Source organism: Chroococcidiopsis sp. [FACHB-1243] (assembly GCF_014696895.1).
Lineage (GTDB): Bacteria > Cyanobacteriota > Cyanobacteriia > Cyanobacteriales > Chroococcidiopsidaceae > Chroococcidiopsis.
The window spans coordinates 11,643-30,311 of the sequence record NZ_JACJQX010000015.1 but is presented as its reverse complement, the minus strand read 5'-3'; the positions used below and the strand labels follow the sequence as shown (position 1 = coordinate 30,311).

Genomic DNA, 18,669 nt, shown 5'->3' with positions numbered 1-18,669 from the left:
TTACCTTATCATTACGCGGATCAAATCGAACCATTCTTCAAAATTGTCACTCACTACTAATTTTTTCCTCCGATCTACAATTCCTTCAGCACCTACAGTAGTAGCAATAACTGGCAAGCCAGCTTCTAGCATTTCTAGAGTTTTTAGTTTAATCCCACCTCCCTTAAATAGAGGAACTATTCCAATTTCAGCTTTTTCAAAAAACTCAGTTGGATCTTCAACAAACCCTGTAACTATAATCTGTTTACAAGCAAGTGCCAAAACTTTTTGAGAGGGATTAGAGCCAACTATGTAAAGTTTAAAATCTCGATCGTGTTGAACCAGCTTCTTAAAACACTGCTCGACAAAGGTAAGAATTGCTTGTTCGTTCTCTGGTCTTCCTATAGCTCCCCAGAACAAGAGACTTTTTTTCTCTATCTTTTCTAAGCAACGCTGCACTCGATACACAAAACAACTAGCTTGGTGAGGCTTGATAGTAATCCTTTCACTGGGTATAGAAAATAAAGAAGTTAAAAGGTCACGATCTTTGGTAGATGATACCCATAACTCACCGATACGGGAGTATAGTTGCCGTTCATAATGGAAAGTTCTAGCTACTTCAATACCATAGAAAAAATTACTGACAGACTGTCTCAAAAAAACTTGAGTCCACACATCTCTTAAACTAATTACAGTCTTCGTTTGATTAGGATTAATATACTTTTCAATGATTTCAAAATATATGGCAGCATGAGAACATTCAAAATGAATTGTATCATAAATATTAGTCATAAGAAGTTTTTGAATGCTTCTCTCGACTGTATTAATAAGACGAGAAGCAAACTTCAGGGGAACTTGATAATGAGTTAAGCAATTAGTAATTTTGTCGAACTGATGGAGTGGATATGTGTAGAGGTTACTACCAAAATTTGCAACTAAATCTTTGGCAGCGTCCAACTCAACTTTATTAGCTATAACCACTATATCAACGACTTCACTAGCAATGGCATATTCTGCAAGATGTGTAAAGGCAATCCTTTGTCCAGCTTGTGGATATTGGTTAGTGGGAGCCTGGGCAGAGATAAACAAGATTCTTGACATAGAAAAACTACCATTTACCATAAGTATCCGACACTGGCTTTCCAAGATATCTACTTAGAAAAGACTTCAGCTTTCTAGCTAGTGGAGGTTTAAGAAAATACCTAGTTGGGAGCGCGAATAACTCGTTGAAAACCCAGGCTCTATATACGTTCCATCGCTGAAGCTCCATTTCCCTAGAAACTTGGTTAGAATGGCTACAGCTAATCTTCCAGCACTCCCGAATTAATTTAATTCTATCAAAAGGTATGGCAGAAGAACTCATTCCACTTAATGAATAAGAGGCAAGTGGCGTACTCACATAATGAAAATTTACGCCAGATACAAATAAGCGAAGAATCAGATCGTAATCTGCTGCGATCGGGTATTCTAAGTTATACAAGCCTACTAGATTATATGCTGACTTTGTGATAAAGCAAGATGGATGGTTGAGCGTAAATCTAAATAAAAGTTTATCTAGCTCGCCAGGAACAAAAGTAGCAACATATTCTCCTTTATAGTAATTTGTTATAGGTGAATAGAGAACGGAAATGTCGTGATTTCGACAAAATTCTTGCTCGACCGTTGCGATCGCATTATCGTGATACCAATCATCAGAGTTAATTATGCCTATAACATCACCTGTTGAATGGTTTATTCCCTTATTCATGGCATCATAAGGACCACGATCTGGTTCTGAAATAAACAAATTTATCTGGTCTGCATACTTGTTTATGATTTGAATAGTACCATCAGTCGAACCACCGTCAATTACAATATATTCTAAGGGAAAGTTTCTTTTTTGAGAAATCACACTCAGAATCGTTTTTTCAATTGTTGTTACAGAATTGAAAACTGGAGTAACAATAGATATTTTCATAAAAGTGCTATGTTGAGATAGCTAAACTCGAAACATATATGCAAATAGCTCGATTTCATTAATCAATTTTAGATTGCTAATATGGGTGTAATCTCTTACTTTTTGAAGGTAAACTTAAAATCAAGATAAAAAGCGTGAGTGTTGCTCCTTGTAAAGAGCTATGTAAAAATAAAGTAAAAGTCAAATATGAATAAATATATTTAAAATTATCTTTATGATAGAATCGCATGACAACTCTTACAAAACCGAAAAAATACAAGCAACTAAAGGGAACCCCAGTATATGCAAAAACTTCAAGAAATGATTGATGTATTAATAAGCGAAGTGGTTGAAACACGCTTCCGTAGGTATCTCTATAACCCTGGAAAGCTAGTACCGGATTGTTCAAATAAGATTGGATTAGAAAAACGTTGGCTTCAAATCTATCTAAATTAGAACTATCATTAAAAGAACTAAAAGAGAATAGACGACTAGCTCCACTATCGTATAATAAACTGGAAGTTTCTACATTTGTAATCCAATAATAGCTGAGTAGAATTACTAGAAAATTAACAGTTATAAAAATATAAGCAAAGTGAATTTTGCTGAGTATTTTTGAAAATGGAGCTTCAAATAACAAAATCAAAAAAAAGACGCATATACTAATAAAATAGTTTCGGCTCAGAAAAAAACCTACACAAAGAAGCGATAAACCTATACCAATTCTAAATTTATTTTTATAGCAAAAAAAGAAGAACAATAACATAAATAATCCCGATATGTTATGATCTCCAACACTTAAAGTAATCCTCGCTACACCATCAAAAAACTGATTTCTATATACAACTAGTTGATAAAGAATTGAAGGTAAACAAATCCAATATAATATAGTAAGATAGTTTTTTTTAAGTAACGTAGGTTTATTATCATTAAAACCAATCAGAATAAAGCATATAGGTAGCGTGTATCTAAACAAAACCAAAGATGACACTGGTAATGAAGAAGCTATTAAAATCAAACACACAATTATAGTATCTATAAGCTTTATCTTGGTCTTATAAACAATAAGTTGTAAAATTAAAATAAAAGCAATTATTGGTAAAAATAGTTTTGCATGTGGAAAAAAAGATTGAAATGGAATTACAAATATAACTATCAAGCAGTATAGAATTAAGGCATATCGAAAGTAATTCAATGGTTCGCGTATAGCACTTGCTTTTGTCGAGTTAATTCTTTTGCTTATTTCCATAGTCTTTTAGAATGATAGAAGAAGTCTTAAAGAATACAATAGATTGCATGAATAATCTTAAATTTAATGGGGCGATCGCCCTATATCTGTTGAAGTAAGTAATTAAGCTCTAATTCATGCTGTATTCTTTTATTGACTTGTTCGTCATAGAATGATTGATGTGTAATCTCACTGCCAAAACCGATAATGCAAGGAAGATTAAAAAGAAATTTTAAAGATAAACAAGCAGAACTAAATGCAAATATTTTTATATCGCACTGAGGGACTAAGTTTCGATCCAAAAATACTTCCATTAAGAAGAGTTCAAAAGGGAGAAAAAACCAACTTAGCTCAGAAATCACTATTACTTCTGAAAAGAGTCTATTTAGGCTATGTTGTAATTTTTCTATTTTAACTGCGCTATCTCTTGGATGTGGCTTGATTATCAAAATTGTATTATCTTCTCGTTTATGAATTTTAAGGAACTTTTGATATGCACTAATTTCATTTTCCTCAGACATTCTAGTTGCCTCAGAAAAATTTGAGGTCAGCAAAATGGATACAGAGTTGTTTACGAGCTTTGTATGCAGGTTATTAATGTAATCTGAGTCTACGACCTTTCCGACAACTCCTCTTAATCTTTGAAAAATATTAAGTGTAACTGCTTTGTTTACCGTAACCACTTCCATAGGAGGAGACGCGCTCAAAGTATTAAAATTAGCTATTGTGAAATAACCAACATCAAAATTTATTTCGTCGATCGAGTTTTTAGTAGATATAAATGATTTCAATAATCGCTTTAATTTATAATTTAAACTCCTTGGTTCAACTTGAAGAACAGTAGAAGAAGCCGAAAGATACAATCCAATACTATCTCCATAGCAAATTTTTTTAGCCGATTCATAAACATTTAGCAAAAGTCGATCCCAGATATCGTAGTTTTTACTTAAATAAATTTCATCAGCAGATGAAATACCAGTTAATTTGTGAACTAAAGAGAAAACTTGCTGAATATTTGAAAGATTTAGTCTCACAAGATTTAGTTTTGCCTGAAGTGCCTGCATTTGCTCGGGCTGGATATACACAATTTTTCGCCAAGTGCAGACTTCTTCTGCCATCTTTTTGATGAAATTAGCAAATGTATTACTCTGATTTTCAGGAGTTCTAAGGTCGTAAATCACTAAGTAGTTATCATATTCAACGTTCGTACTTTGTTGCTCTTTCTCTCTGCAAGTCAGCGCTGATATAGCCGTGATGAGTTGAATGCTACCCTGGCAAGCCACAAGTCGCTTTAGCTTTGTTGGAGTGTACATCTTCTTCAAGCACAAATAAACTGATTTTTGAAGTTTAAACGAGAGTTTATCAAAAGGTCGCAGATTTCTCTAACTGCACCTTGCCCACCAGACTTTTTAGTAATGTATATAGCGCGAGCTTTGTTCTCAGGCATGGCATCAGCAACTGTAAAAGGACACCCTACCGCTTGTAATACTGGAAGGTCGTTGTCATCATCCCCAACATAAGCAACTTCAGACAAAGATAAGCTTAGTTGTAAGCACAAATCTTTGAGTACAGACAACTTATCTTCTACATCTATGAAGCTATGAGTAATTCCTAATTTTTGAGTTCGATGGAGCGTTGACTTTGAAGAGTTAGCTGAGATTATAGCTACTTCTACACCAAATTGCATCAATTTCTTCAGTCCTTGACCATCCTTTATGTTGAACTTCTTCAGTTCTTCTCCACTCTCTGTGTAGTAAAGACCACCATCTGTCAACACGCCATCAACATCTAGCGCTAGAAGCTTAATCTTCAATAGACGTGATAGTAACTCAGGCTCAGTGATTTTAAGCATTGAACTCAGCTTGGCTAGCAATTTCTAAACCGGCACGTACACATAGTATTTGTTTAAGAATATGTTCGAGATTTACTAGAGGAATCATGTTTGGTCCATCACTAGGGGCTATATCAGGGTTTGCATGAATTTCCATAAACAGTGCATCGATACCAACAGCCGCTGCTGCTCTCGCTAAGTAGGGAATGAACTGCCTTTGCCCTCCTGATTTGTTACCGTACCCTCCTGGTAATTGCACGCTATGGGTGGCATCGAAGACAACAGGATAATTAAAACTCCGCAATTGAGGCAAAGAGCGAAAATCTACCACTAGACTGTTGTAACCAAAGCTCGTACCTCGCTCGGTTAATAGAATACGCTTTGTCCCACCAGCTTCTAGTTTGCTAATGACATGTTTCATATCCCAAGGAGCGAGAAACTGACCTTTTTTGACATTGATAGCTCGACCCGTAGCAGCTGCTGCAAGTAACAAATCCGTTTGACGGCAGAGAAAAGCCGGAATTTGCAACACGTCAACAACCTCAGCTACAGTTGCCGCTTGATAACTTTCGTGAATGTCTGTCAAAGTCGGCACTCCGATTCTATCTTTGACCAGTTGCAAAATTTCTAGCCCTGCCTCTAGAGAATGACCTCGAAATGAGTCTAACGATGTACGATTTGCTTTATCAAAAGAAGATTTAAATACAAAAGAAATACCCAAGCGATCGCATATTTGGCGAATTTTTTCTGCCATTTTTAAGGTAAAATACTCTGACTCAATAACGCAAGGACCACCAATTAGAGTTAATGGATAGCCATCACCAATTGAAAGGGTGTCTGTAATTTGTGTACAAGCCATAAACTGCTCTCTTTTTTAGATAGCGATTAGACAAATTTTCTAGGTGATATCCATCCTTTATTTCAAAAGGTAACACCTTAAAAAAAATCAATATTTGTGTTTTTTTTAAATGACTAAATGGCAATTTAAGCGTAACTGTTACATGTAGTTTAAACTCATGCTTATAACCAAAGTTTAACCTAAATAAATTGACTTTTAAACTAAAAGCAACCGCCAAAAATGAACAACTGCAATATCTATATGCTGATTTAATAGCAAAAGTTTGTCGATATGGAAAAGTTCAGTTTTTTTATCCGAGCATTAAAAATACTTCTCAAGCGATCGAATCTGAACATAGACAACAACTCGATGTACTCGCTTGAGCTGATTTGATGCGCGTAAGGTTTCTAGTTACCTTGAAAGAGATAGATGCCATGCAAAACTCTTGAGCAGAGATTTTATGTTTTCTCTAAATCGTCGTAAGCCTAACCTTATTATGTACTTCAATGGTTTTTTAGGTCGCCAACCCGACCAAGATGTCAAATCGAGATACTGAAAGAACAAATCTTTAGCTGGATGTTCGCAGTAGTAATGCCAAGGCTTGATAGCAGTTGCAAAATGAACAATATAAGGCTGTTGAATCACAGATTGATACATCTCTTCAGTAAAAGGACTGTCTTTCCACGAGCGATATTTATACACGCTAGGAGTTTGATTCCAACGTGGATCGAGTTCTCTCCATTTACCTACAAGAACTGCGTTTACTCCGTCTTGATCCCAGTTTAAAACATGTTCTTTGTTCTGCTCAAGATACTCAATGGCTTGGCTGCTGATATTTTCGGCTCGCCACTTTTCCAAATTAAATACCATTACCCCAGCGTTTAAATACTTGGAATGAGGAGGAATTCCTAATTCTTTATAGTTATGAAGTCCACCGCGAGGATTTGATACTTCACGTATTCCCATATCTTGAACTGCTAGTAGATAGCTGTTGTCAATCTCTATAGCCCATAATTTTTGTAAATTTTCGTTGACAACTAAGTCACAGTCTAAATAAATTACCTTCTTGATTTGCTGCGGTAATAGATCGGGAATAAGTAACCGATAGTAAGTTGCAACCGTAACATGACCTGAAACTTTCACTTTACTGAGAATAGCGTCAGTAGGCTGCAACCATTCAATCACAATTTGTTGTGAGTCCAGCGATTTTAATATTTTCTGTTTGTTAACTTCTTCAATACCACCATCTATTACAAAACAAGTTACTCTTTGTAAAGGTTTAAGATTTATAAGTATAGATTTGAGCGTCACCGATAATGGAATTACATAATTGTTATCAGCAGCACATACGACTACAATAGATTCTGGATCTGAAGAAATCATTGTATTATCCTTAATGTTTAATTTTCTGGCGATCGCGTAGGTGTATGTACTTCACTCATTTAACCTTTCCTCACATTAATTGTATGCACTAAATTTTTAACTAATTGCCTGATACCGCCAGAACTATTTTTTAGAGGGTTATTATAGTCTTCTATATCAGAATAGCGGAACAATTCTAAGTTAAGTTTTTTCGTCCGAGATAAAGTTTTAGTTTCTTCAAACTGCCGTTGATAAGCTAGGTAAGTGTGGGTTTCTCTTTCGACAAATTGAGTAGGTACTAATCCTTTAAATTTGAGCAATGAATTCAATCTTTTTTGTTTTATACTAGAAGAAATACCTAAAGCTAAAAATAAACTACAGCCAGATATACATGGGTTGAGTTGCTCGATCAGATGCTCTAAATCTGAAACTTCATTAGGTAAGTCTATTATGATTACTTCAAAATCTTTTGTAGTATTAGCAAGCTCTTGTGATGAATTGACCGACGTAATCTGAAATTTAGGCAAGTCGGATAAATCTGCAATTAACAATTTATTTTTACCTTTGTAATAAAGCAGATCGATTTCAAAGTTTAATCTGTGGACTTCCTGTAGTAATTCATAAATTCTTAATCTTGAATGCAAATTATTTTCATTAATTGTTCTGTTAAAAATATTAGTGACTCTTACGTCATCTTGAGCTGAAAAAATAGATGGAATACTTTTGCCATCAAAAACGATTTGATTAAATTTTTCTACAAGAATTTCAGGATGATATTTTGCCATAAATAGTTCATGCCCTTGTCGGGCAATTTCTGCTGCCGCATCAGGATGACTGAGGTAGTATTTTATCTTGTCGAGTAGTTCTTGCTTGGAGCCGTAACACTCTAAATGTACTCCTTCTTGAAATAGCAAAGGAAGACCAGATTGTAGAGCGAGGCGATCGGTTAGTAAAAAACCTCCTACCATGAGTACTTCATAAACCCGTCGATTCAGATCTCCATTTAAACTACAATTCAGCACGATTTTGGACTGAACGTATATATCCAAACATTCTGCATAAGGACTTCCACTAAAATCTACATTTATTTCGGCTTCCTGTAAAAACTTTAAGAATTCACGACGATGATAGTGGTTACTATCGACAGCACCTCGAAAGATTACATCGTAAGTTTTGTCTTTCACCGATTCTGGTACATAAGGAGGAATTGAGATCGCTCCTGGCATCCAAAATACATTCGGTAAACCAGCTTCAACAAAAAAATGAATGTGATGGCGAGTATAGCCCGTCCAATGATATTGACAGCCCACCAACTTAGCGTACTCAATCAAATTTTGAATTGGGCGAGGCATATGATGGCTGTCAATTAGCTTCATCACTGATGGACAAGTTAAGCTAGGAATTCCCACAGGGATCGGTGGATTCTGTACCAACATTAGAGTCGAACTGATGGAAACTAGATCGGGCAACCACCCAGAGGGTAACTGTTTTAGAATGAGATCGATCTTAAACTTACCATGAGGTAGAGCGATCGCCTTCCCTGCTTCAATAGCTTCAACAGGCGGGTCCATGCAAGCATAAATGTTGCTTTGGTTCTCAGGTATAAAACCATTGTCACGAGGATAGTACTTTGACAGTGTCAGAACTTTAATTGTTTTACTAGAACTCATTTATTCAGCCTCTAAAATTCTGGCTTTGATTGCATCAGTCTGAACTGGAATGGTTTTTTTAGCTAGCAATACCTGAACCTGTAACAGATCCTCTGGCGTATTGATTTCAGTTGTAGATGTTTGAGTGTGGCAGACAGTGATTCGATAACCATGCTCTAAAACACGTAGTTGCTCTAACCCTTCACAATCTTCTAGTGGTGTAGGCGCTAATTTGGTGTACTTTGCTAAAAAATCACGCCTGAAAGCATAGAGTCCCAGATGATGAAAGACGGGTGCTGGTTTATGGTTGCGATAGTAAGGAATTGGCGCACGAGAGAAATAAAGAGCGCGATCGCGACGATCGCATAGTACCTTAACCGCGTTAGGATTGCCGTAGTCTTTCTCTGCTAGAGGACAAGCTAGAGTGGTCATGTCTGGCGAGTCACCGCGCAGATAAGGTTTGACTAGCTGTGTTAGCATTTGTGGAGTCACAAATGGTTGGTCGCCCTGAACGTTAGCGATCGCAGTCATCTCAGGATAACGTTCCGCTACCTCCGCTACTCGGTCTGTCCCTGTAGCATGGTCAGTACGAGTCATCTCCACAACACCACCAAAACTCCACACGCACTCTGCTATATCTGCATTATCCGTAGCTACCACAACTTGACTAAATGAAGGACAACTGACTGCCGCTTCATAAACCCATTGCACCATGGGGCGATCGCCAATCTTTACTAAGGGTTTGCCAGGAAAGCGCTGTGAGTTGTAACGAGCTGGAATTACTGCCAAGATTTTCATTTCAACTATTCCCAGAAGCGAAACATCAAGCAGTTTTTAGAGACCGCTACGCACAATATCATGCAGCCTCAGCAGACCAAGGCATTGCTGTTCTCGATCGACTACTGGCAATACGGAAAGCTGCTGAGGTCGGTTTTCCATTAGTTGCAGTGCTTCATAAGCAAGGAGATCGGCAGAAACTACCGTTGGATTGCTTGTCATCATCGTCCCTGCGCTTAGACTCTCTATATTAGTAAGGCTGACCTTCTGCAACCAACGCCGTAAGTCTCCATCTGTGATAATGCCGACTAGATATCCTGTACCATCAACGACATTCACCGCGCCAAGACCACCTTCACTAATCGCACGCAGCACTTCAAACCAAGATGCTTGTGGTACGACTTTGGGATTATCCAAACCACCATGCATCAGATCGCAAACTCTTAAAGTTAGACGTTTGCCTAAGCGCCCTGCGGGATGATTGAAAGCAAAATCTTGTGAAGTGAAACCCTTAACTTGGATCAGTGTCATTGCCAATGCATCCCCAAGTGCCAAGGAAACTGTAGTACTCGTTGTCGGTGCTAAGTTGAAAGGACAAGCCTCTTTGTCAACAGATGTATCCAATGCAACATCGGCACTACGAGCGAGGGTTGACTTGAGATTGCCAACCAAGGCAATGAAAGGGATCTGCCGATATTTAAGATATGGTAGTATGCCTAGTATCTCGTCTGTCTCTCCACTGTTACTCAGAATTATAGCTACATCCCCAGCAGAAACAATTCCTATATCTCCATGCAGAGCATCAGACGGGTGCAAGTAAACTGCTAGTATCCCCGTGCTAGTGAGGGTAGCTGCAATTTTTCGTGCCACAATTCCTGACTTGCCAACACCGATCGCAACGACTTTGCCTTGACAATTAGCCAATAGCTGTACTGCTTGTTCAACCTGTTCCGACTGAAGCCGATGCGCCACACGAGCGATCGCTTCCGCTTCTAATTTCAGGAGTTCGGTAACTTGTTTGAGGTAAGGCTGACTCAATATTTGTTGCATTATTAACCTGTGGCTATAAAAAGCCCATATGAGATTTGAGAGAGGACAAGTTAAGCTGGCTGATTAAAAACGCCAAGTCGTCTCCGATTTTTTGCAAGTAGTGGCTTCATGAAGTGAAAAGCTTTTTTGAGAAAATTTACCGAACTTCCTACCGCTGAGAAGTTACCTTTTAATAAATTGCGTCTGACATAGCCTCTATCTATGCTCAATTTGATATCCTCTACAGTAATGTAGCCAGATTCCAGAGCTTCTTTCAAATAGTCAAACCATAACTCACCGTAAGGATGATTCTGATACTTCCACGGTTGAGCGTGAAGATTTGTATAGTGGATCAGATGAGTGCGTCGATCCCAATAGTCAAAAACATTCCAGTGAGGATCGAGTGTAGCAATTCTGTAGGAATGACGCTCTAGAAAAGCCTGGCTCATACCTGTAAAATCTGCTAGAGAATAAAAGCCGCGATCGATTTCATCTAGAATTAATTCAAGATCGAATCGGCACCGATTGCAGTTAATTAGCATAACGCTAAGTCCCCAGAGATCGGTTCCCGCATAAGCGTCTTTTTTTGCTAGAAAATCGTAATCTGACACAGGAGTTTCAAAGAGTGTCCCAATATCTGTAAGACAAATAGTATCCGAGTCGAGATAAATTGCCTTACCTTGAAAATTACAAAGTTCTGGAATTAAATAGCGATAAAGACTAAACTCAGTTATATTTTGATATTTAACCTTTAAAGACATTGGAGCTAGAAACGGCTCTCCATCATTTAATTCAATTGAGTTGTGCGTCCCATTAAAAACATAAACATCAAGAGGTTTTTGGGTGTTTCTACGAAGAGAATGAATCAGGGTTTTACGCTCCAAAAGACTTGCTTCACCAGAGCCAACAAAAACTCTTACTCGCTCATCTTGTGTCATAATAAACTCTCTTTACTAGAGCTTGAATAAATTGAGTTTGAGAAAAATATATAGGCTTAATAAATTTACGGTAATTGAAAATGAAGAACGGTTATTTTTTATTTTCTAGATTTTGTAACAATTATTTATTTTGTGTAATTCATCTATTATTTTAAAAGCAAAAAACTATAGAAGTGTTTGAAACAAAGAAGTCCATTGTGATATAACTCTGTCTTTATTATATTTCATCTTGATGTATTTTTGTGCTTGAGCAATGTGTTGATGCCGTAACTCTTTATTTGTTGCATAAGTGTATAAACTATTCTGCCAATCAGAAAATAACATAAAGTCGCGAAACTCTTCATAGCTAGGAATCTTGTCTGCAATAACAGGAACCCCTAACAAAAGAGACAGAATTAGCCGATTATTTGATTTACAAATTGTAAAAGGATTGATATTAATTGGGATGATACATACGTCATGTTGTTTGAACAAATATTGGAATGTAGCCTTTTTCCAGTTATAATATTTTACGGGAAATGAAACTCCATTCACATATTTCTTAAAAAGAGTTTCAGAGCTACTGATTACAGTTAAGCTTACTGGTAATGTAGAGTGTAACTTCTCTATAAATGGTAACACGCTAGGTAGATCGACTATGCCGTAAGAAGGATTTTCTAATCCGGCGCTACCATACCAAACTACTTTAAATTGCTTCTCAGTAGAGTTTTTAAAATAATTCTTACGTTTAAAACAAAAATTAATCAGAGAATTTATTTGCGGTTCATCAATAGCATCATCAATAACTCGCGTCTTTTTACTATGGATTAACTTTTCAACTTCTGGAGTTGAAACCGATACTGCATCTACAGCATCGATCATGCTTTGGAGTAATTTTTCTCTTTGTCTATCTGCTGTGTCAGGATAAACAAACAAGTTATCACATAAGTCAAATATGGTTTTTATACCTTTACTTTTTAAGGACTTTGCAAGTGCTATATTTTCCTCATCATATGTTTTTTGAAACACAACTAATTGATAGCGATCGATATTTTTAGAGTTAAATAGTTCGCAAGACCACCCTCTATTCCTTAAATACTGGCATGGTAAAAAGCATCGAAGTCTTGAACTAGGTGTATTAATGTGTCCGACTGGTTTCCAAGCAATTGTAGGTGAAAGCATAAAGTAGTGCGATTACTTTTTTGCAAAGATATGAAATCTATCAGATGCTTGACAGATTGCTGCAATTTTCATAGGAATGTAGAGTTGAGCAGCTAGAAGTTTGTGCTGCATCATAGCTTCAACTTCGTTAGAAGATATGCGACCGCGATCGTATAGAAAATAACCTAAGCTTCTAGCAAAGTCTTTTGTAATCGATTCATGGAAGACCTTAAAATTGGAAAAACCGAGTTGAAGGAGAAAATCTTTTAGGACTGGGGGAGAGTAGAGCATTACATGTCTTGGACATTCTAATCCCCACCATTGGGAACGAAAAACTTGAGATGAAATTCCATGTGGATTTGGCACTGCAATATGTAGTATAGCCCCTGGTTTCATCTTTCGTCCGATCGCCGTTAAGACTTGTTTTGGATGATAAAGATGCTCTAGGACGTGATTCATTCTCACAAAATCCAAGGATGCATCCTCTATTTCGTTCCATGCTGTTGGAGATACCTGCAAGGCTTTATGTCCATTTCGGCTAGCTTGTTCTACAGCTTGCTCTGAAAAGTCCATACCAAGTGTATTCCACCCTTGCTTGCGAGCTTCATTCAGAAATTGAGCTGAACCACAACCAAAGTCAAGGAGTTTTGCACCTTTTTCTGTAGGTTGATAAAATTCTTGAATTTTCCTGGTGTAATTCTTAAAAGGTAGAGCTTTAAAACTAGCTTTAGTAGCATTAAGTGAAATTTTGAGAATTTGACGAACGTATTGATATTTTTGTCGATCGCACGCTTGGCGATCGTTTGATAAATTTGGCTCTTGCAACCGTTGATTTAGCGTTCCTTTGTAGGGAGCATAATTTTCAGGATAAAACTTATAAACTTCTGTCTCTACTGGTCTGACCGATAAGAAGACTAAATTACACTCTTTACATCTAGAGTAGATAAATTCTTGCTGACTACTTTTGTGCTGTCTATCGTAGGCTCTACACCAAATATTTAATTTGTTGCTACTACAGTTAGGACAAGTAGATAATGCTTCCGTGTCTACCAAACTTGTCGTGAAAATTAATGTTGTAGGTGCATTCATAACCTTGTGTGGAAATGATTTATGTTGTGGCTATTCCTACTTAGTACTGGCTCTGCTAAAGCTATCCTAGTAGTTGCTACATTCTGCACGGATTGACCTTGAGGTGAAATTTCAGCCATTTCAAGAATCTGAGGAATTAAATCTTCTCGTTTAACCGCCATGATATGAACGCCTTGGCATAGTTGACGAGCTAATCGTACTTGTTCTGCTGCAATGACTATGCCTTCATGTAATGGATCGGTAGCTTGTTCCAACCGCGCAATTATTGCCTGGGGAATATTCACGCCTGGAACGTATTGATTAATGAATTGAGCATTTTTTGCAGATTTCAGTAAAAAAATTCCAGCTAAAATTGGTTTGTTAAACTTAGCCGCAATTTGACTCATAAACTTCTCTAAGCGGCTAAAGTCAACAATCATTTGACTTTGAAAAAACTGCGCTCCTGCTGCAACCTTACGCTCAAAACGTCGTTGTAATCCCGACCAACTAGAAAGTTGTGGATCGACTGCTGCGCCTGGAAATATTTGTGTTGCTCCGTCACACAAAGTTTTTCCGTTATAATCAAATCCTTGATTGAGTTTCGTAATAGTTTGTAAGAGCCTTACAGCTTCTAGATCGAAGACGCTTCGAGCTTGGGTATGATCTCCCGCTTTTACCGGATCGCCTGTGAGAGCCAAGATATTGTTAATGCCAAGAGCATTAGCCCCCATAAGATCGGCTTGGATCGCAATTTGATTGCGATCGCGGCACGTCATTTGACAGATGGGTTCAATTCCGTGCTGTGACAGAATCGTTGCCGCAGCTAAAGGACTCATTCTTAAAACTGCGCGACTACCATCTGTAACATTAACTGCGTGAACCCAATTTTTCAGGGCTAATGCCACTTCTATCATACGTGTCGGATCGCTTCCTTTGGGAGGAGTTACCTCGGCAGTGATTAAAAACTCCCCCGATTTAACTGCTGCACGGAAGCTGCTGCGACTGTCGCGATCGGACTTGATATATTGCTCGATCATGCTGACATCTGAACTGTAATAGCTTGCTGCAACTGTGGAACTTTGTCCAAGCGTTCCCAGGGTAGATCCAAATCCATTCGACCAAAGTGACCGTAAGCAGCTACCTCTTGATAGAAACGACCGTTGCGTTCTTGAGGTAAACCTTGCATATTGAAGGTATGAATTAAACCAGCAGGTCGTAGATCGAAGTGTTGATTGACCAAATTCAGCAAATCTTCTTCAGGTAGTTTGCCCGTTCCAAAGGTATCAATCAAAATACTCACTGGTTTGCTCATGCCAATCGCATAACTGAGCTGTACTTCACATTTATCGGCTAAGCCAGCAGCCACAATATTTTTGGCTACATAACGACAAGCATAACTTGCCGATCGATCCACTTTAGTAGGATCTTTACCGGAAAAAGCACCGCCTCCGTGCCGCGAGTAGCCGCCGTAAGTATCGACAATAATTTTGCGTCCAGTGAGTCCAGAATCTCCCTGGGGTCCACCAATGACAAACTTGCCTGTAGGATTGACTAAAAAACGAGTGGAATTATCGATCTTAATATCAAGATCGGCAAATACAGGTTCGACGACTTCTAGTAGTAACCCTTGATAAATCTCTCCTAAGGTTGTTGCTTCTGAATGTTGAGTAGAAATTAGAATCGTATCTATGCCTACAGGACGACCATTCTCGTAAACAACTGTCACTTGAGTTTTACCATCAGGGCGCAAGTACGAAAGCTTGCCAATTTTCCGTACCTTTGCCAACTGCCGAGCAAGGCGATGAGCTAAACTAATCGGCAGTGGCATCAACTCAGGAGTTTCTTTGCAAGCATAGCCAAACATGATTCCTTGATCGCCAGCGCCAACAGCACTCCAATCATCTTCATTATCACCTTGCTCGTACTCCTGCGCTTTGTTGACCCCTTGAGCGATGTCTGGTGACTGTTCGTCTAGAGCAACTAATATCGAACAGCTATTCGCAGAAAAACCATTATTTGCATCAGTGTAACCAATCTCAGCAATTTTTTGTCGGACTAGTTTGACGTAATCCACTTTTGCTTTTGAGGAGATTTCACCTGTTACTAGTACTAAGCCAGTATTGACGACTACCTCGGCTGCCACCCGACTAGTGGGATCTTGACTTAAGTGAGCATCCAGAATTGCATCCGAAATCTGATCGCAAATTTTGTCAGGATGCCCCTCTGTTACAGACTCTGATGTGAACAAATATCTGCTCAAATTGCACGCCTCCATGTTTATACAAGTCCAATTTATGCAAGTCCAATATTTTCATCTTGTCAGTACTCACTCGCTTCAAATCTACGAGTATCGCATACAAGAAGTACAGTTATTTTTAACTACCGTTCGACTTAAAAATAATGTATTGTTTTGATTATGGACGGGCAATTAAAACTTGTCGATACAGAAAAGTTCGGTTGGCTTACGTTCGTGTTGCGATCGCTACACAGATAAGTAGTTAGCTGTTCTATCGGTGTAATTTTGCTCGATCCAGCTTTGATAAGCCCCAGTGCGGATCTGCTCCACCCACTGAGGATGATTAATGTACCACTGCACTGTTTTTAGTAAACCACTGTCAAAACTCTCGGTTGGTTTCCAGCCTAGCTCTCGATTCATTTTGGTACAGTCGATCGCATATCGGCGATCGTGTCCTGGTCGATCTTTAACAAAAGTAATTAAGGAAGAGTGAGAAAAATTAGGTTTGCTAGGTAACAATTCGTCCAAAATCGTACAAATTTTTTCCACAACCGTTAAGTTTGTTTGTTCGTTTTGACCGCCAATACAGTAAGTTTCACCTACCTTTCCCCGTTGTAGGACGAGATGAAGGGCTTCACAGTGGTCGGATACGTACAGCCAGTCTCTAATATTTTGCCCGTCGCCGTATATAGGCAAAAGCTGTCCCTCCAAAGCATTGAGAATCGTTAAAGGAATCAGCTTCTCTGGAAACTGGCGAGGACCGTAATTATTCGAGCAATTGGTGATTAGGGTAGGTAAACCATATGTATGGTAGTATGCCCGCACGAAGTGATCGGCTCCTGCCTTAGATGCTGCGTAGGGACTATTAGGTTCGTAAGGATTGTCTTCACAAAAAGGTGAGTCTGTTTTGCTCAAAGAGCCATAAACTTCATCAGTAGACACTTGCAAGAAGCGAAATATTTCCTGTTTGTGGGGTGGTAATTTTTGCCAATAGGCTCGGCAAGCTTCTAGTAGCTGAAGCGTGCCTGTTACATTCGTGAGAGCAAAGGTTAAAGGATTTAGGATTGAGCGATCGACATGGCTTTCGGCAGCAAAGTTAATGATTGCATCAGGTTGATATTGCTCTAATAAATGACTTACCAACTGGGGATCGCCAATATCACCTCTAACAAAACGGTATCCAGAATCGTTTTCTAAAGCTGTCAAATTTTGTAAATTACTGGCGTAGGTCAGCTTATCTAGATTAACTATGTTATACCATTGCGCTTCTCTAGCTTGAAGGATGAAATTTGCACCAATAAAACCAGCGCCACCTGTTACCAATACAGTTCGTATTGTTTCTTCACTGTATTCGTGTCTTTCAGATTTAAAGAGATGGTTCATAATGCCTCTACAAAGGAGATACGTGATTATGGGATTTCAAAGGGAGCAGGGAGCAGAGAACCTATGCTTTCAATCTTAATGCTTGAAAGCGCGGACTCCCAACTATCTCTTATGTTCGCAATCTTGATATATTTATTTTTTAGAGGGCTTGTATCCCCCAATTCAAGTTTTTTTGTAAATTGCTGCTCCCTGCTCCCTGTATCGGTCAATTTCATACTTTTGTTTTGTTGAGTTAACTCCAACGTCTTGTTAATAGTAGAAATTTAAAAGGAGACTTCAAACTCAAATTTAACTCAAGTAAATGAGTTAGTAATTGCCACCTCTTCTTATATGGTCTGTACTTTGCAAAGAATCGCAGTGCTGAAACTGTGTGTAGTAACTTCATGTAGTTGAATTTTGAACTCGTACTTACACGCTGGTACATGTGTAGCGCGTAAACTTGAGGTTGAAAGATTACCCTAAATCCATTTAGCCATGCATCTACACACAAACTCACATCTTCAAAGTAAAGAAAAAACCTTTCATCAAATAAACCATATCTATCTACATAATCTTGTGAAACAACCATAAAAGCACCAATAGCCCAGTTAACCTCAACGGCGCTGTCTAAAGTTGGTACTATATCATAGTAGTACTTAAATGGATAGAAACGCTGCTGTAATCTTTCACCTAGTAAATTTCTTAGTAAAAAATAAGTAAAGGAAGGAAATTTTCGGATCGAAGGCTGAACAGATTTATCTAGGTAGAGAAGTTTAGGACAGACGATTGCAATATCATTTGCTGAATTTAATGTCGCAGTTAAGGTATTAACGATCTCGGGTTCAAATACAACGTCGGGATTGATTAAAAAGTATGTCTTACTAGGAGAAAGTTGAACGGCTTTATTGTTGGCTCTACCAAACCCTATATTTTCATTGCTTTTAATACCTATAAAGATAGATGGATATCTGTTAGCAAAGTCATCAATAATTTGAGGGCAATTGTCAAAAGAAGCATTGTCATAAACTACAACTGCTCCAGTGTTTGCATAGTATTTCTGAACAGATACAAGACAGGAATTAATCGATGCTTCCAATGTTTTATCTGAATTGTAGGAAACAATGATAAATGTTACATCACGTCTACTAGACATCAGCTATGTTCCTTTGTTCAGTCAAGTGTAGTTGCTTTCTCTCAGAAACTGTTATCTATTATTTTTGAGTCAAGACTCAAGTTTTTATTGCTCAATTATTTAATAAAAATAGCCTTGCTACTCTACTTACTCAAACACTAGAT

General features: G+C 38.0%; 16 protein-coding genes. All 16 read right to left on the bottom strand.

Annotated features, from left to right (window positions below):
• Positions 1 to 1,101, bottom strand: coding sequence for a glycosyltransferase (locus H6G17_RS12935; RefSeq protein WP_192157702.1), 1,101 nt, complete (start codon positions 1,099 to 1,101; stop codon positions 1 to 3).
• Positions 1,088 to 1,936, bottom strand: coding sequence for a glycosyltransferase family 2 protein (locus tag H6G17_RS12930; protein WP_192157700.1), 849 nt, complete (start codon positions 1,934 to 1,936; stop codon positions 1,088 to 1,090). The genes H6G17_RS12935 and H6G17_RS12930 overlap by 14 nt, the downstream gene beginning before the upstream one ends.
• A gap of 1,308 nt (positions 1,937 to 3,244) precedes the next feature.
• Positions 3,245 to 4,426, bottom strand: coding sequence for a polysialyltransferase family glycosyltransferase (locus tag H6G17_RS12925; protein WP_199316692.1), 1,182 nt, complete (start codon positions 4,424 to 4,426; stop codon positions 3,245 to 3,247).
• 35 nt (positions 4,427 to 4,461) lie between these two features.
• Entirely contained in the window at positions 4,462 to 4,995 is a 534-nt protein-coding gene (locus H6G17_RS12920; protein WP_192157696.1) for an HAD-IIIA family hydrolase, read from the bottom strand.
• A complete protein-coding gene (gene kdsA / locus H6G17_RS12915) occupies positions 4,988 to 5,833 on the bottom strand; it encodes a 3-deoxy-8-phosphooctulonate synthase (protein WP_192157694.1) in 846 nt (281 codons plus the stop codon). Before kdsA ends, H6G17_RS12920 begins: the two co-directional genes overlap by 8 nt.
• A gap of 390 nt (positions 5,834 to 6,223) precedes the next feature.
• On the bottom strand, positions 6,224 to 7,195 hold the full coding sequence (locus H6G17_RS12910; RefSeq protein ID WP_192157692.1) for a glycosyltransferase family 8 protein: 972 nt from the start codon (positions 7,193 to 7,195) through the stop codon (positions 6,224 to 6,226).
• 59 nt (positions 7,196 to 7,254) lie between these two features.
• On the bottom strand, positions 7,255 to 8,844 hold the full coding sequence (locus H6G17_RS12905) for a glycosyltransferase (protein ID WP_192157690.1): 1,590 nt from the start codon (positions 8,842 to 8,844) through the stop codon (positions 7,255 to 7,257).
• A complete protein-coding gene (gene kdsB, locus H6G17_RS12900; protein ID WP_192157688.1) occupies positions 8,845 to 9,621 on the bottom strand; it encodes a 3-deoxy-manno-octulosonate cytidylyltransferase in 777 nt (258 codons plus the stop codon).
• Positions 9,622 to 9,657: 36 nt separating this feature from the next.
• Positions 9,658 to 10,650: a KpsF/GutQ family sugar-phosphate isomerase gene (locus H6G17_RS12895; protein ID WP_192157686.1), complete on the bottom strand. Its 993-nt coding sequence runs from the start codon at positions 10,648 to 10,650 to the stop codon at positions 9,658 to 9,660.
• 50 nt (positions 10,651 to 10,700) lie between these two features.
• On the bottom strand, positions 10,701 to 11,567 hold the full coding sequence (locus H6G17_RS12890; RefSeq protein WP_192157684.1) for a glycosyltransferase: 867 nt from the start codon (positions 11,565 to 11,567) through the stop codon (positions 10,701 to 10,703).
• Between the two features lie 165 nt (positions 11,568 to 11,732).
• On the bottom strand, positions 11,733 to 12,575 hold the full coding sequence (locus H6G17_RS12885) for a hypothetical protein (protein WP_192157682.1): 843 nt from the start codon (positions 12,573 to 12,575) through the stop codon (positions 11,733 to 11,735).
• Between the two features lie 165 nt (positions 12,576 to 12,740).
• Positions 12,741 to 13,796, bottom strand: coding sequence for a class I SAM-dependent methyltransferase (locus tag H6G17_RS12880; protein ID WP_192157680.1), 1,056 nt, complete (start codon positions 13,794 to 13,796; stop codon positions 12,741 to 12,743).
• Positions 13,793 to 14,812, bottom strand: coding sequence for a methylenetetrahydrofolate reductase (locus H6G17_RS12875; protein ID WP_192157677.1), 1,020 nt, complete (start codon positions 14,810 to 14,812; stop codon positions 13,793 to 13,795). Before H6G17_RS12875 ends, H6G17_RS12880 begins: the two co-directional genes overlap by 4 nt.
• Positions 14,809 to 16,050 carry a methionine adenosyltransferase gene (metK, locus tag H6G17_RS12870; protein ID WP_192157675.1) on the bottom strand — a complete coding sequence of 414 codons (1,242 nt, stop codon included), beginning with the start codon at positions 16,048 to 16,050 and terminating at the stop codon, positions 14,809 to 14,811. Before metK ends, H6G17_RS12875 begins: the two co-directional genes overlap by 4 nt.
• Positions 16,051 to 16,257: 207 nt before the next feature.
• Positions 16,258 to 17,346 carry a dTDP-glucose 4,6-dehydratase gene (gene rfbB, locus H6G17_RS12865; RefSeq protein WP_192157868.1) on the bottom strand — a complete coding sequence of 363 codons (1,089 nt, stop codon included), beginning with the start codon at positions 17,344 to 17,346 and terminating at the stop codon, positions 16,258 to 16,260.
• 280 nt (positions 17,347 to 17,626) lie between these two features.
• Entirely contained in the window at positions 17,627 to 18,526 is a 900-nt protein-coding gene (locus H6G17_RS12860; protein ID WP_192157673.1) for a glycosyltransferase family 2 protein, read from the bottom strand.
• Positions 18,527 to 18,669 lie beyond the last annotated feature (143 nt).

Bases quoted from the DNA above. Each gene is read 5' to 3' on its own strand.
- H6G17_RS12935 (WP_192157702.1), bottom strand. From the start codon at position 1,101: ATGGTAAATGGTAGTTTTTCTATGTCAAGAATCTTGTTTATCTCTGCC.
- H6G17_RS12930 (WP_192157700.1), bottom strand. From the start codon at position 1,936: ATGAAAATATCTATTGTTACTCCAGTTTTCAATTCTGTAACAACAATT.
- H6G17_RS12920 (WP_192157696.1), bottom strand. From the start codon at position 4,995: ATGCTTAAAATCACTGAGCCTGAGTTACTATCACGTCTATTGAAGATT.
- kdsA (WP_192157694.1), bottom strand. From the start codon at position 5,833: ATGGCTTGTACACAAATTACAGACACCCTTTCAATTGGTGATGGCTAT.
- H6G17_RS12910 (WP_192157692.1), bottom strand. From the start codon at position 7,195: ATGATTTCTTCAGATCCAGAATCTATTGTAGTCGTATGTGCTGCTGAT.
- H6G17_RS12905 (WP_192157690.1), bottom strand. From the start codon at position 8,844: ATGAGTTCTAGTAAAACAATTAAAGTTCTGACACTGTCAAAGTACTAT.
- kdsB (WP_192157688.1), bottom strand. From the start codon at position 9,621: ATGAAAATCTTGGCAGTAATTCCAGCTCGTTACAACTCACAGCGCTTT.
- H6G17_RS12895 (WP_192157686.1), bottom strand. From the start codon at position 10,650: ATGCAACAAATATTGAGTCAGCCTTACCTCAAACAAGTTACCGAACTC.
- H6G17_RS12890 (WP_192157684.1), bottom strand. From the start codon at position 11,567: ATGACACAAGATGAGCGAGTAAGAGTTTTTGTTGGCTCTGGTGAAGCA.
- H6G17_RS12880 (WP_192157680.1), bottom strand. From the start codon at position 13,796: ATGAATGCACCTACAACATTAATTTTCACGACAAGTTTGGTAGACACG.
- H6G17_RS12875 (WP_192157677.1), bottom strand. From the start codon at position 14,812: ATGATCGAGCAATATATCAAGTCCGATCGCGACAGTCGCAGCAGCTTC.
- metK (WP_192157675.1), bottom strand. From the start codon at position 16,050: ATGGAGGCGTGCAATTTGAGCAGATATTTGTTCACATCAGAGTCTGTA.
- H6G17_RS12860 (WP_192157673.1), bottom strand. From the start codon at position 18,526: ATGTCTAGTAGACGTGATGTAACATTTATCATTGTTTCCTACAATTCA.